Annotated in this window: 11 protein-coding genes; 6 read left to right on the top strand and 5 right to left on the bottom strand. The window is 43.1% G+C overall.

All coding sequences use genetic code 11. From position 1 onward, the window contains the following. Positions 1 to 87: 87 nt before the first annotated feature. A complete protein-coding gene (locus tag K1M91_RS08365; RefSeq protein ID WP_232801289.1) occupies positions 88 to 735 on the bottom strand; it encodes a CDP-alcohol phosphatidyltransferase family protein in 648 nt (215 codons plus the stop codon). A 245-nt stretch (positions 736 to 980) separates the two neighbouring features. Between K1M91_RS08365 and K1M91_RS08360 the strand changes: the two genes are divergently transcribed. Then, entirely contained in the window at positions 981 to 1,121 is a 141-nt protein-coding gene (locus tag K1M91_RS08360) for a TIGR02808 family protein (protein ID WP_232801288.1), read from the top strand. A gap of 51 nt (positions 1,122 to 1,172) precedes the next feature. Here K1M91_RS08360 and K1M91_RS08355 read toward each other — a convergent pair whose 3' ends face one another. Further along, the gene (locus tag K1M91_RS08355; protein WP_232801287.1) at positions 1,173 to 2,366 is read right to left on the bottom strand and encodes a class I SAM-dependent methyltransferase; all 1,194 of its coding nucleotides are present in this window, start codon (positions 2,364 to 2,366) and stop codon (positions 1,173 to 1,175) included. A gap of 138 nt (positions 2,367 to 2,504) precedes the next feature. Here K1M91_RS08355 and K1M91_RS08350 point away from each other — a divergent pair, with 138 nt between their 5' ends. Beyond that, on the top strand, positions 2,505 to 2,777 hold the full coding sequence (locus K1M91_RS08350) for an acylphosphatase (protein WP_232801286.1): 273 nt from the start codon (positions 2,505 to 2,507) through the stop codon (positions 2,775 to 2,777). A gap of 56 nt (positions 2,778 to 2,833) precedes the next feature. On the opposite strand, the gene metG is transcribed toward K1M91_RS08350, so the two are convergent. Next, on the bottom strand, positions 2,834 to 4,894 hold the full coding sequence (metG, locus tag K1M91_RS08345) for a methionine--tRNA ligase (protein WP_232801285.1): 2,061 nt from the start codon (positions 4,892 to 4,894) through the stop codon (positions 2,834 to 2,836). 131 nt (positions 4,895 to 5,025) lie between these two features. On the opposite strand from metG, the gene apbC reads away from it, so the two are divergent. The 4 genes from apbC (at position 5,026) to K1M91_RS08325 (ending at position 9,387) form a co-directional block, all read left to right on the top strand. Beyond that, positions 5,026 to 6,081 (top strand): iron-sulfur cluster carrier protein ApbC, encoded by a 1,056-nt coding sequence (gene apbC / locus K1M91_RS08340; protein WP_232801284.1) that lies wholly within the window; start codon positions 5,026 to 5,028, stop codon positions 6,079 to 6,081. A gap of 128 nt (positions 6,082 to 6,209) precedes the next feature. Beyond that, positions 6,210 to 6,854 (top strand): uridine kinase, encoded by a 645-nt coding sequence (gene udk / locus K1M91_RS08335; RefSeq protein ID WP_232801283.1) that lies wholly within the window; start codon positions 6,210 to 6,212, stop codon positions 6,852 to 6,854. 113 nt (positions 6,855 to 6,967) lie between these two features. Further along, positions 6,968 to 8,887 carry an AsmA family protein gene (locus tag K1M91_RS08330; RefSeq protein ID WP_232801282.1) on the top strand — a complete coding sequence of 640 codons (1,920 nt, stop codon included), beginning with the start codon at positions 6,968 to 6,970 and terminating at the stop codon, positions 8,885 to 8,887. Positions 8,888 to 8,901: 14 nt separating this feature from the next. After that, a complete protein-coding gene (locus tag K1M91_RS08325) occupies positions 8,902 to 9,387 on the top strand; it encodes a low molecular weight protein-tyrosine-phosphatase (protein ID WP_232801281.1) in 486 nt (161 codons plus the stop codon). Between the two features lie 38 nt (positions 9,388 to 9,425). Here K1M91_RS08325 and K1M91_RS08320 read toward each other — a convergent pair whose 3' ends face one another. Then, positions 9,426 to 11,105 (bottom strand): NAD-dependent malic enzyme, encoded by a 1,680-nt coding sequence (locus tag K1M91_RS08320; protein ID WP_232801280.1) that lies wholly within the window; start codon positions 11,103 to 11,105, stop codon positions 9,426 to 9,428. A gap of 122 nt (positions 11,106 to 11,227) precedes the next feature. After that, on the bottom strand, positions 11,228 to 13,966 hold the full coding sequence (locus K1M91_RS08315; RefSeq protein WP_232801279.1) for an ATP-binding protein: 2,739 nt from the start codon (positions 13,964 to 13,966) through the stop codon (positions 11,228 to 11,230). Between the last annotated feature and the right edge of the window lie 59 nt (positions 13,967 to 14,025).

The raw sequence follows: 14,025 nt of genomic DNA, 5'->3' as shown, positions 1-14,025 counted from the left end.
AGCGTTAACTGTAACTCTTTTTATCGTCACAACTGTGACCTAGCTAACGTAGCCTAAGGCAATAAATGGGTATAGAGGATATTATCGTTAAGGCACTGGCCGGTTTTTAACCGCAACCCGTTGTTCGAATTTCTGTAACGTAACGAAACCGCTATAGAGACGAATGGCGGCGGTGATAAAACAAAGCGAGGCAAACCCGTAAGCAATAATGCTGAAATGCTGTGGCAGTAAGCAGCATACTAAAAATAATAAAATAGTCTCCGTACCTTCGGTGATCCCACCAATGTAATAGAAGCCTTTACTGGGGTATTCAATGTTTTCTAATTGATGTTTTTGCGCAAGAATGGCAAAGGCTAAAAATGTTGATCCCGTAGCCATAAAACTTAGGATCAAGGTCGTAGCAGCAATGCTATTTTCGTTTGGATTTGCAAGGGCAAAGCCCAGTACAATCGCAGAATAAAAAATGAAATCACAACTAATATCTAAGAAGGCACCTGCACTGGTCGCGCCATGACGTCTTGCCAGCGCGCCATCTAAGCCATCAGCAATGCGGTTTAATGCAATAAAAAATAAGGCTGGTAGGTAATATTGTAATGCTAATAATGGCACCGCTATTAAGCCGAGAATGAAGCCAATGAGAGAAACCTGATTAGCCGATAGTCCAACCTTATCAAGCTGCTGAGCGCTTAGTTGGGTAAGGGGGTTGATGATTTTAAGAGCATATTTATCAAGCATTAGTTGAGCCTTGTTTCTTCATGTAAACGGTTAAGTGACTAAATTTTATCTAATATGATAGTGGCTGAAAGCGATGGATGCTGGGTTGCCGACATTTTTTCCAGCTATAGGTCAGCTGCATTTATCGTTAGTGTTGGATAAAAACGGCGGTTACCTCTTTAGAGATGTTTACGGGAAAGTTTGATGTATCACAATTTCTGGCTTTTTTTCCGGCTTATACTCAACACAAATAAGGAGCAATTTATATGAGTACTCTCGAGTCAATTATATGGCATGTACTAGGCTATGGCGTAATGCCTGTCATCTTTTTAGGTGGGTTTATTGGGGTGTTTTTTGTTTCGCTATGGATATTAAAGCTAACGGGGGCAAAGTCGTTACCCGAATAAGTAACAGTAAAAACCAGCACTAGCGTGGTTTTTACTGTTTAATAACCAAGCTTAATAAACCTTAACGACTAGCCCTTTAAGGTAAAAGCCTTCTGGGTAGTTTGTTTTGACCGGATGATCGCCAGCTTGAGACATACGCTCAACAATATAGGCATCTTTACCTGCGTCTACTGCCGCATCTGCCACTACCTTTTGAAACAGCTCGCCCGAAATCAAGCCTGAGCATGAAAAAGTTAACAATGTGCCTCCTTCATTAAGTAGTTGCATGGCGATCATATTAATGTCTTTGTAACCGCGGCATGCTTTTACTACTTGTGACTTGTTTTCGGCGAACTTAGGCGGATCGAGAATAATGGTATCGAAGGTGCGCCCTTCGTTGCGGTAACGACGTAGCAGGGAGAATACGTCCTCATTAATAAATTCGGCTTTTGATAAATCTAGCTGATTAAGTTGTGCGTTTTCTTTAGCGGTGGCCAGCGCTAGATCTGATACATCGACATTTTGTACGTGTTTAGCACCGCCTTTTAGGGCATAAACGCCAAAAGTGCCGGTGTAGCAGAAACAATTAAGTACGGTTTTATCTTTAACGTATTTTGCAGCGATGGCGCGATTGTCACGTTGATCTAAGTAAAAGCCGGTTTTATGGCCGTTAACTATATCCACTTTGATTTTAACGCCGTTGTTTTCACTAATGACGATGTCACCTTCTGGCATAGTGCCAGCGAGCAAGCCTTGAGTCAGAGCTAAGCCTTCCTTTTTTCTTACCGCCACATCTGAACGTTCATAGACAGCGCAGTCTGGGTAAAGGGCTTGCAGAGCGCCAATGATGGTCGGTTTTTGAAATTCAGCGCCGGCCGACAGCAGTTGGCAAACCATGACATTATTGTAGCGATCGATAGTAATGCCGGGCAAACCATCCGCTTCTCCAGCAATGAGGCGATAGCCAGTGAGGCCTTTTTCGGCAATCAAATCATCGCGCAATGTTTGTGCCTGTTTGATTTTGTTGGTGAAAAAAGCTAAGTCGATGGATTCATTTGGTTCAAAACTCCACACCCTTGCGCGAATTTGTGAGCTATCAGACCAAGCTGCTTTTGCTAGCCAGTTGCCATGGGCATCAACTATGTCTACAGTTTCACCTGACAGGGCTTTTCCTTGGGTAGATTTTATCGCACCAGAGAAAATCCATGGATGACGACGTAATAACGATTTTTCTTTGCCTTTGGCAAGGGTAACAGTAAGTGGCATAGTTGGGGCCTTGAAAAAATTTGCCCAATTCTACGACTTGGCTAGCTTTTTTAATAGGCAAAAGAGCAATAAACTGTGGGCAAGGTGCAGGAAAAATGTTTTTTTATTGCATAAACTAGTTAAAACAGGAGGAGTGATATGTCTAAAATTGGTGTCCATGTGGTGGTATCAGGTACGGTGCAAGAGGTTGGCTTTCGTTTTTTTACTGTCCGTGAAGCAGAGCGTTTAGGCATTGTTGGGCATGTACGGAATTTGGAATCTGGCGAAGTTGATATTGAAGCTTTTGGTGAGCCGGAGGCGATCAAAAACTTTTTGGCATTTTTAGAGCATGGTCCGAAAACGGCGATGGTTGAGCATTTAGTGGCCAAAGAAATCCCGGTTAAACACCTTATTTCTTTTACCTCAAGCTAAAAAGCCAGCTTAAAAAGCTGGCTTTAATTGGTTTAGTCTGGGGACTAAGCTTGCTGCTACATGATGCGCATGCCCGGTTGGGCACCATCATCGGGGTTAAGAATATAGATTTCTTCTCCGCCAGGGCCTGCTGCTAAAACCATGCCCTCTGAAACGCCAAACTTCATCTTACGTGGTGCTAAGTTAGCCACCATGACAGTCAGTTTTCCTTCTAATTGCTCTGGCTCGTAAGCGGATTTAATGCCAGCAAATACTTGGCGAGTTTCACCGCCCAAGTCTAAAGTCAGTTTAAGCAATTTTTTCGCTTCTTTTAGGCTCTCAGCTTTAACGATACGGGCAACACGCAAGTCAACCTTAGCAAAATCATCAAAGCTGATTTCTGCAGCGATAGGCTCTTTATCTAACTCAGACTGTGACGCTTGCTGCGCTTTTTTCGCCGCCGCTTCTTTGGCTTTATTGGCTGCCTCAAAACTGGCTTTTTCTTCTGCGATCATGGCTTCCACATGCTTTGGATCAACACGTTGGAACAAGGCTTTAAATTTACTAATTTGGTGGTTAGTAAGTGGCGTTTGAATGCCATCCCAGGTTAACTCTTCATTTAAAAAGCCTTCAGAGCGCGCAGCCAACTCAGGCATAACAGGTTTTAAATAACCCATTAAAATACGGAACAAGTTAATGCCGACTGAACATACGGCCTGTACTTGTGCTTCAGCACCTTCTTGCTTTGCCAGTACCCATGGTGCTTTTTCATCTACATAACGGTTAGCGACATCGGCTAAGGCCATAATTTCACGAATAGCTTTACTAAACTCACGCGTTTCGTAGGCGTTAGCTATCACTTCTGCTTTATCCGCAAACTGTTGGTATAACTCAGGCTCAGCAAACTCTGCGGCTAACATGCCATCGAATTTCTTGCTGACAAAGCCGGCATTACGTGACGCTAAGTTAACCAGTTTGTTGACCACATCTGAGTTAACACGTTGCACAAAGTCATCAAGGTTTAAGTCTAAATCATCCACGCGGCTAGAAAGTTTAGCAGTGTAGTAATAACGTAAACACTCTGGCTCAAGGTGTTTTAAATAGGTTGACGCATTAATGAACGTGCCTTTTGATTTAGACATTTTCTCACCGTTAACGGTGACATAACCATGCACGTTTACTGCCGTCGGCTTGCGAAAACCTGAACCTTCAAGCATGCCGGGCCAGAATAGGCAGTGGAAGTTAACGATGTCTTTACCAATGAAATGATAAAGCTCGGCATCGCTTTTCGCAGACCAATAATCATCAAAATTAAGGCCGTCAGTACGATCACATAGATGCTTAAATGAGCCCATATAGCCGATAGGAGCATCTAGCCAGACGTAGAAAAATTTGCCTGCAGCGCCGGGGATTTCAAAGCCGAAGTAGGGGGCGTCACGGGTGATATCCCATTGCTTTAATCCGGTTTCAAACCATTCTTCTAATTTATTTGCTACCTCATCTTGTACTGCGTCTGAGCGTACCCAGCCTTTTAACATGTCGGTGAATTGCGGCAGGTCGAAGAAGAAATGCTCGGTGTCTTTCATGACCGGCGTGGCACCGGATACAGTTGAGCGTGGATCAATCAGCTCAGTAGAGCCATAGGTTGCGCCACACGAGTCACAATTATCGCCATATTGATCCGGCGCTTTACATTTTGGGCAAATACCGCGCACAAAACGCTCAGGCAAGAACATTTCTTTCTCCGGATCGTATAATTGAGAAATCGTGCGACTGCTAATATAGCCTTTACCTTTGAGCTGTTCATAAATGTAAGCAGATAGCTCTCGGTTTTCTTCACTATGAGTGCTGTGATAGTTGTCAAAGCTGATATTAAAGCCAGCAAAATCACGTTGATGCTCTTTGCTTACTTGGGCAATCATGGTTTCAGGCTCAATTCCCAGCTCTTGTGCTTTTAACATCACTGGCGTGCCATGGGCATCGTCTGCACAAATAAAGTGAACTTGGTTGTCACGCATTCGTTGGTAACGCACCCATACATCCGCTTGGATGTGCTCTAACATGTGACCTAAATGAATTGAGCCGTTTGCATAAGGCAAGGCGCAGGTAACTAAAATTTTGCGTGCTTGATTCGCCATAATATCCGTACTAACTTCCAGTGATTAATCTGAGTTGAATGTTACCTAATAGAGGCTATAAATCCCAGTGATGACATGAAAATAGCGGGATTTTTGCTACACTGGCGCAAATTTCCAGCGAAGTGATCAATATGGACGGTAAATTGGATAGAGCAATGGCGGTATTAGCTGCCTCGGGCGGTAATGAACTTATCAAAACCTTGCATTCCCGAGGTGCTTTTAAATTGAGCGACGGCCTTTTAACGTTGAGAATGCCGTTTTATGCGCCCACATGGTTTGACACCTTAAAAGCAAAAACGCAGGTAAAATTGGCCGCACTTGGTATAACGTTACATTGCCAGAATCAAGTTGCTACCTTGCAATCTAATATTGCCAGCCCCATTGCAGGCATTAAAAATGTGTTGGTGGTTGCGTCAGGAAAAGGCGGCGTTGGTAAATCCACCGTGTCGGTAAATCTCGCGTTGGCGCTTGCTGTGAAAGGGGCAAAAGTAGGTATTCTTGATGCTGATATTTATGGCCCGTCGATGCCATTAATGTTGGGACAGTCAGAAGCAAAACCGGAAAGCCATGATGGCAAAACTATGTTACCCATTAAGGCCCATGGTGTGGTGGCCAATAGCATTGGTTTTTTAGTGGATAAAAACGATGCCACGGTTTGGCGCGGACCTATGGCCAGTAAAGCACTAGCGCAAATTTTGCGTGAAACCCAATGGGGTGAACTCGATTACTTAGTGGTGGATATGCCACCAGGAACCGGGGATATTCAATTAACCATGGCACAACAAGTACCAGTTACCTCTGCATTGATAGTGACCACGCCGCAAAATGTCGCATTGGCAGACGCCACTAAAGGCATCAATATGTTTACAAAAGTAAATGTACCTGTGCTCGGGCTGGTGGAAAACATGAGTATGCATGTGTGCAGTCAATGTGGTCATGAAGAAGCTATTTTTGATCAAGGCGGTGGCGTCACGTTGGCTCATGCGCATAACAGTGAATGCCTAGCGCAATTGCCACTACACCGACAATATCGTGAAGATACCGACGCGGGGACGCCAACGGTCATCAAATCGCCAGATTCACCATTAAGCCAAGCCTATCTTGAGTTAGCAGAAAAGGTTGCCATAAAGTTGTATCAAGATTGTGCGTTAGGTGTACAGACAATTTCTGTTGTTTCAGTTGATTAGAGCCTATATAGGGGCGGAGTAGTTAAATAACAGTAGAAGCTGCTGTAAACTTGACTTGCCCCAAACAGATCTAACTTTCTATAATAAAAGAGATATTCCTTATTACCTTAACCACATAATGAGCCCCCATGTCTAGCGATCAAAATGAAGCGGTTATTATCGCCATTGCAGGTGCATCAGCCTCAGGTAAGAGCCTGATAGCACAAACTATTTATAGAAAATTGAGAAAGGACTTTAGCTCACAAGAGATAGGTGTTATCTCAGAGGATAGATATTATCGAGATCAAACTCATCTGCCGATGGAGCAGCGGGTGTTAACCAATTATGATCACCCTAATGCCATGGAGCATGAGTTGTTGGTTAAACACTTAACAGCACTCAAAATGGGTCAAGCTGTTGAATTACCGAATTATTCCTATACAGAGCATACCCGTATGGCGGAAACGACAGAGTTTAAGCCAAAAAAAGTCATTATTCTTGAAGGTATTCTATTATTGAATGTACCGGAATTACGTGAATTGATGCATACCAGTGTGTTTATGGATACCCCATTGGATATTTGCTTGATTCGACGTTTGAAAAGGGATGTGGCTGAACGGGGACGTTCAATGGAATCTGTGTTGGCCCAGTATCAAGCCACGGTGCGACCAATGTTTATGCAATTCATTGAACCATCGAAACAATATGCTGATATCATAGTGCCTCGAGGCGGTAAAAATGTGATTGCAATAGACTTGTTAACAGCTCGCATTCGTCAATTTTTGAAGAATTAATAATCGCATATTTGCACTTAGGTTCTTGCCCATGTTAATGGGCGTTTTAAGAGAAGTGCTGATGCGTTTAGTTATTTCCAATTAATACTCGCTAGATATTGAAAAGGACCATAATGAAAAAACTCCTCTATGCCTTTGTAGCCATCGTGCTTTTAATTATCATTGCTATCGTCACCATCACCAGTTTAGTGGACACCGACCGGGTGAAAGCGATGCTGTCGGAACAGGTAAAGTCGGCAACTGGTGCTGATTTAGTGGTGTCGGGCGATCTGTCGTGGCGCTTTTTCCCTAGCTTAGGTTTTACGTTGGGCCAAACAGAATTGCGTAATGCAGCCGGCTACTCAGAGCAAAACTTGATTGAGTTTAAAAGTGCGAGCATGGACTTGGCAGTTAAACCTTTGTTCGACAGAAAAATTGAAGTCGGTCAAGTAACCTTTTCTGGCGTGAAAATTAATATTTTGACCAAAGCTAACGGTGAAACGAATGTCGATGAATTTAGCCAAGGTATCACCGAGCAAAACAAAGAACAATCCACTAAAGAGCAACCAACAAAGCCGAATCAACCGAGCGAAAGACCTGAATTCAGCATCAGTGTTGCGGGGATTAATATTGAGCAAGGTCAGTTGTTATTACGTGATGAAGTGAGTAAAAAGCAGCAGTTAGTCTCAAATATTGACTTTAGCACTTCTGACATTGCTTTAGAAAAAGCCATTCCCGTTAGTGTATCTGCTGATTACGCGGAGCAAGGGCTGGTAGCGAGATTCGAAAGTAGTTTTAACTTATTGGTTAACGCCCAGCTTGATGTTTTAACTATCACAACTATGCAGACTAAGGCTGAATTAGCAGGGGACGCCATTCCAAAGGGGCAGCAAACCATTCAAATGAATGCAGATTTACGTTATGAGCTAGGTAATAATTTAGCAACAATAACGAATCTGAAGCTAAATGCTTTTGCCCATGAGCTAACAGGCAGTGCTTCTGTGCAGCAAGCTAAGATCCCCAAAATTCGTTTTAATCTTTCGTCTGAGCAACTGGATGTAGATAATTTGTTGGCCCAGTTTACTGACTCAAATCAATCAACCACCGCGCAACCAGCAGCCACTGAAGAAACAGCCAAGGAAACAGAGCAAGCTAAATCGCCAGCATCAACCGATCTATCCATTTTGTCAGCAATTGATTTATTGGGTGATTTGTCCATCAGTAACGTTGCTGTATCAAACGCACAAATTGAACAAGTTAAAATGCAGGCCAAAATTAGCCAAGGCATTGCACAATTGTCAGGCATTCAAGCGCAACTTTATCAAGGCCAGTTAAAGGGCAATCTAACCCTTAATGGTAAGACTAAGGTGCCTACGTTTAAAGTGCAGCAAACTTTAACGGGCGTGCAAGTAAGACCATTAATGACGGCTGTTGCAGAAATGGACAAATTGGCGGGCACGATGAATGCTAGTATTAATCTGACTGGTACAGGGTTAACGGATCCTCAAATCAGGAAAAGTCTGGCCGGTGAAGCCAAGCTGAAGTTTACTGATGGCGCGTTACACGGCATTAATATTGCGCAAATGGTACGCAAAGGAAAAGCGCAGCTCAAAGGTCAAAGTGTTGATGAGGTGGCAGAAAAGAAAACCGACTTTTCAGCACTTACTGGCAGTTTCCAAATTGGTAAAGGTGTGGCACGCACGCAAGATATCAAGATGGAATCCCCAGCACTGCGGGTAAATGGTAAAGGTCATACCAATTTAGTCAGTGAGAGTTTGGATTTTCTTGTTGATGTCACTGTAGTGGGTTCTTTGAAAGGGCAAGGTGGTAAGTCAGAAGACGAGTTAGCAGGCTTTAACGTGCCAATAAAAGTTTCAGGATCTTGGCAAGCGCCTGCTTTCGCACTAGACATGGAAGCGTTACTGAAGCAGGAAATGAAACAGCATGGCGAGCAGTTAAAAGAGAAGCTCGAGCAAGCTATCGATGACAAAGTGAAAGATGAAGGCGCCAAAGAGTTACTGAAAAAATTACCCCTTAAAGGTTTATTTAATTAATACACGAGGCATTCATGGTTAAAAAAATCCTAGTCGTTTGTTTGGGAAACATATGCCGCTCTCCTACTGGAGAGGCTGTGCTGCGTCATAAGGCTAAACTGCGAGGATTTGATTTGGTGATTGACTCAGCGGGGACCATTGCGGCTCACGCCGGCGAAGGGCCGGATAGTCGCAGTGTGATAGCTGGTGAATCAAGGGGTTATCAGTTTACTGGGATTTATTCACGTAAAATCAGCGTCGATGATTTTGCTGAATTTGATTTGATCTTGGCTGCTGATAAGCAAAACTTGAGAGATTTAACAGCCATCTGTCCAGTTGACCAACAGCACAAGTTAGCTTTATTTTTGAGTTTTGCCAATGGTGATGTCGCAGAAATACCTGACCCATACTACGGCGGAGCTGGGGGATTTAACAAAGTGATTGATTTGATTGAGCAAGCCAGTGACAGCTTGCTTGATTATCTGCAACACACGAAGGTGCAAACTAAGTCTGCGTTATAATAACATCAAGCCAGCCAGACTGGCTTGATGTAACATACCTAGAATGACGTACGTCGGTATTGGCGATACTCTGGTCGCCAAAATTGATTGATTAGTTCTTGATCTAACACTTCTTCCGCAACAGGTAAGGCCAGACCATCTTCAATGGCTTGCATCGCAACCGCTTTAGCGATTTTTTTGCTGACCGTTTGTATTTCAGCTAGCGGTGGTAACAGGCCATCCGTTTCTTGGTAAGCCATTGACGCATCGGCCAATGCTTGGCTAGCTGCCATTAACATATTGTCACTGATTGATTTAGCGGCAACCGCTAACACGCCAAGTCCTATACCGGGGAAAATATAGCTGTTATTACACTGCGATATTTCAATGGTTTGTTCTTGGTATACCACCGGCGGGAATGGACTGCCCGTCGCTACGATTGCTTTCCCTTGGCTCCAATGAATGATATCTGACGGAGTGCCTTCAACCCGTGACGTTGGGTTGGATAAGGGGAGTACGATCGGTTGTGGAGTATTAACGCAAAGTTGTTCGATGATTTCTTGTGTAAACAGCCCAGGTTGGCCACTAACGCCTATTAATACGGTAATTTTGCCTTGTTCGACTACCTGCTGTAAGCCCAATGGAGCGGGCGTCGGCCAGTTGGAAATACGTGTTTTGGCTTGCACTAATGGCTGTTGGAAGCCTTGTAAATTAGGCATGTCATCGGTTAATAGGCCATATCGGTCAACCATAAATACTTGGGATCTTGCTTGTTGCTCAGACAAGCCTTCACGTTGCATTTGTTTTACAATGTGCTCTGCGATGCCACAGCCTGCTGAGCCAGCCCCGAGAAAGGCGATGTTTTGCTCACTGAGCTTTTGCCCTTTGTTTTGACATGCTGCTATCAATGTGCCGACCGAAACCGCCGCTGTGCCTTGTATGTCATCGTTAAAGCAGCACAGTTGGTTGCGGTATTTTTGCAGTAAGGGGGTGGCATTAGCTTGTGCAAAGTCTTCAAATTGCAATAACACTTCTGGCCAGCGACGTTTTACTGCCTGAATAAATTCGTCAACAAACTCGGCATACTGTTCACCATCAATGCGTGGATTACGCCAGCCCATGTACATAGGATCGCTGAGTAACTGTGTATTGTTAGTACCAACATCGAGCACTATGGGTAAACAATAGGCTGGGCTAATACCACCACAAGCAGTGTAAAGAGCCAGTTTTCCTATCGGAATACCCATTCCCCCAATGCCTTGGTCGCCAAGGCCTAAAATCCGTTCGCCATCTGTTACCACTATCACTTTTACATTTTGTTTGGTTGCATTTTGTAACATGTCGTCGATTTTATCGCGCTCAGGATAAGAGATGAATAGGCCTCGTTTACGACGGTAGATTTTTGAAAATTTCTGACATGCCAAACCCACAGTGGGGGTATAAATCAGCGGCATGATCTCTTCAAGATGATGATCAATCAGACGGTGAAATAAGGTTTCATTGGTATCTTGAATGTTACGTAAATAAATGTGCTTGTCTAAGTCTGATTTAAAGGAGGAAAACTGCTGGTAAGCCCTTGCGGCTTGCTCTTCAATGGTTTCAATATTGTGCGGCAATAAACCAGTTAAATTAAAGCTGTCGCGCTCTTCTTGGGAGAACGCACTGCCTTTGTTTAGCAAAGACGTTTCCAACAAAGCCGGTCCGGCAAAGGGTATGTATAACGGGCGTTGAAATGGCATAGGTATGGCTCAAAGTTATGAATAAAGTAGCTCTATAGCTTGGTTATTTATTGTGCCGAATAACCAAGCATTTACAACTGTTAAATTGTTTAGCCTTATCAAAATTGGGGTATAACGGACCTCTAGACGATGATCTCGCCTCCATTTTTTGTGCCAAACTGGATTAACGTGGCTTTGAGGTTGTCCATATCAATGGGTTTGGCTATATGTGCGTTAAAGCCAATTTCGATGGCATAAATTTTTTCATCCTGCATCACATCTGCAGTGAGCGCAATGATTGGGAGATCAATAAACTCGGGGATTTGTCGAATGATTTTAGTTGCTTCATAGCCATCTAGTATAGGCATTTGACAATCCATCAATACGATATCAAAGGCTTGTTGTTTAACCGCATCGATAGCTTGCTGTCCATCAGATACGACAACAGGCTCGATAGCAAAATTATTAAGCATACCTTTAATAACCATTTGGTTTACCATGTTATCTTCGGCGACAAGGACGGCTAACTGTGACAGAGGTGTGGTATTTGGCTTAATTGATTGATCCACTTTTGGTGGCTCACAGGTCGCTAGCGGTATCGTTAAGCAAAAGCATGAGCCTTCACCAATCTGGCTTTCAACAGTAAGCTTACCTTGCATTAACTCGGTTAAGCGTTTGCTGATGGCTAAACCTAACCCAGTACCGCCAAAACGACGAGAAGTCGATGAATCCGCTTGAGTAAAGGCTTTAAACAAATTAGCTTGTTGTGTTTTAGATATGCCAATGCCGCTGTCTTTGACACTGATGATTAATGCTGATGTGTTTTCTTGGTAGTTTGTCAACTCTGCAGATAATTCAATCAAACCTTGTTCGGTAAATTTAAACGCATTTGAACACAGGTTCATTAATACCTGTTCTAAGCGTAAAGGGTCACCGATAAACCATTGGTCTTCATCGACATGATTAACGACTCGCCAAGTTAATGATTTATTAATTACACTTGGTTCAAACAGCGTTTGCATGCTGGATAATATGTTCTGTAAATTGAAAGGGATAGACTCGAGCTCAAGCTTGTTGGCTTCGATTTTAGCTATATCTAATATGTCGTTAATGATGTTGAGTAAAGCGCAAGATGATTGCTGGGTTTTAGCCAGATAGGTTTTTATTTCTTCTTTATCATCACTTAACTCAGCCAATTGGGTGAAACCTATTACGGCATTGAGTGGGGTTCGTATTTCATGGCTCATATGGGCTAGAAAACGACTTTTTGCCTGATTGGCATTATCTGATTCTTGCTTTGCTTTTTCTAATTCAATGGTGCGGGCTTGCACCATTAAATCAAGACTGTGGCGACGATTATTCATCAACAAAATTAATAACATAACAAATGCAATGATAATGAGTTGGATGATTAAAAGCAGTTGTGACCATTGGCTTTGGTATTGCTGAACAAAGCTGGATTTAATTGCTAGGTTAAGACGCCAAGTTTGTCCGGCGACATTAAAGTAAATGACTTGTGGCTCACTCGCTACAGCGGCAGGGCCTTCGGTATGGTTGATAAATGGCTTGTTGGCACCTTCCTCATATAGTTGATAATTAAATATTGAGGAATGCGTGGTATTGAAGGCCTGATCTATCATAGGTTGTACCAAGAAAACACCGGTCGCATAGCCACTTGGAGTGTGATCATCATTTTTCGTGCCGTGTTGATAGACAGGCGCAAATAATAAGTAACCTGGCTCAGGGATAACAGATTGAACCAATCGAATAATGGGTGTGGCGATGGGGCGGTAGGGCAATAGTTCGCTATTGAGAGCTGATTTACGAGCTGGATCTGAAAAAACATTAAAGCCAATAGCAGCTTCATTGCCTTGCTCTGGGTAAATTAATCCTATTACGACAATCGGATCATCAGGTTGTAGAGGGGCTCCTTTAACGCTGATTTCTCTTTTATAGTAACTGCTTATTTGCTGCTCTACTTCCTTTTGGCGTGAGGCGGGCACTAAAAGATTCCAAGATAACGCTTTGACACCTGATTGTTGCGCGATGAGTTTACTGGCAAATTGATTAAAGTTATGTCGACTAATATGAGTGGTATTATGTAGATAGCTGGATAAAACTTGAACGGTTGATATGCTGTTATTGAACTGTCGATATAAGCTGTTTTCAAGTACTTTCATTTCTTTTTTAGCTAGCATAAAAGCATTTTGTTGACTGTTGTGGACAAAAAACAAAGTCGTAAATGAAGCTGATATAAACAGCACCGTGGCGGTAAGTAAGATCAAACTACGTGATTTTTTAGTCTGACTATCGAGTTGATTCAAATGGAGTAGAGAAAGTAACAAGGGCGTCGCGATCAATACCCCCAGTGAATCTCCTAACCACCAGTTTAATACGTTGCGCCAATGATGTGCAAAGTCATAGTAGGGATTGAATAAACTCAGAGCATAAACGCCGATATTGCTGGAAATAAGGTTAGTCAGTAGGCCAACAATTAAAATAAAGGCGATCACTTTTAAGTCTGACCGGCAGTGCAGGGGGCTACCAATCCAATAAAGAAGTATGCTGGCGCCAACCAGCGCTTGTATTGTTGCACCCGATGCAATCATGCCCACCTCAAGCATTAAGTCGAAGGTGACGTCTGCCGGGCTAAGTGGAAAGTGACTGTATAAGTTAAAGCTTATTGATGCGATAAATACAGCTGGTACAAACCGCCAGCGCCAGACATAACAACCGTACAAGGCAATACCAGCGGGCAACCAAACAGGCACGACTTGTGACTGAGAAAAGAAATCCGCAAGTAATACGCCACAGAAGAAATAACTCAGGCAAAGAGCAAGGTATAGTACAATATTGCGTGAATAGACTGAGATGGAAACCAATTCAAGCCCTTATTATAGTGAGTAAATAGCAATAATTAGCTCAATGATAGATGAGAAAG

Source organism: Motilimonas sp. E26 (assembly GCF_021278025.1).
In the GTDB taxonomy this organism is placed as follows: Bacteria; Pseudomonadota; Gammaproteobacteria; order Enterobacterales; family CBDFNC01; genus Motilimonas.
Note: the sequence above shows the minus strand (reverse complement) of the source record. Positions and strands in the feature narration are given on the sequence as shown.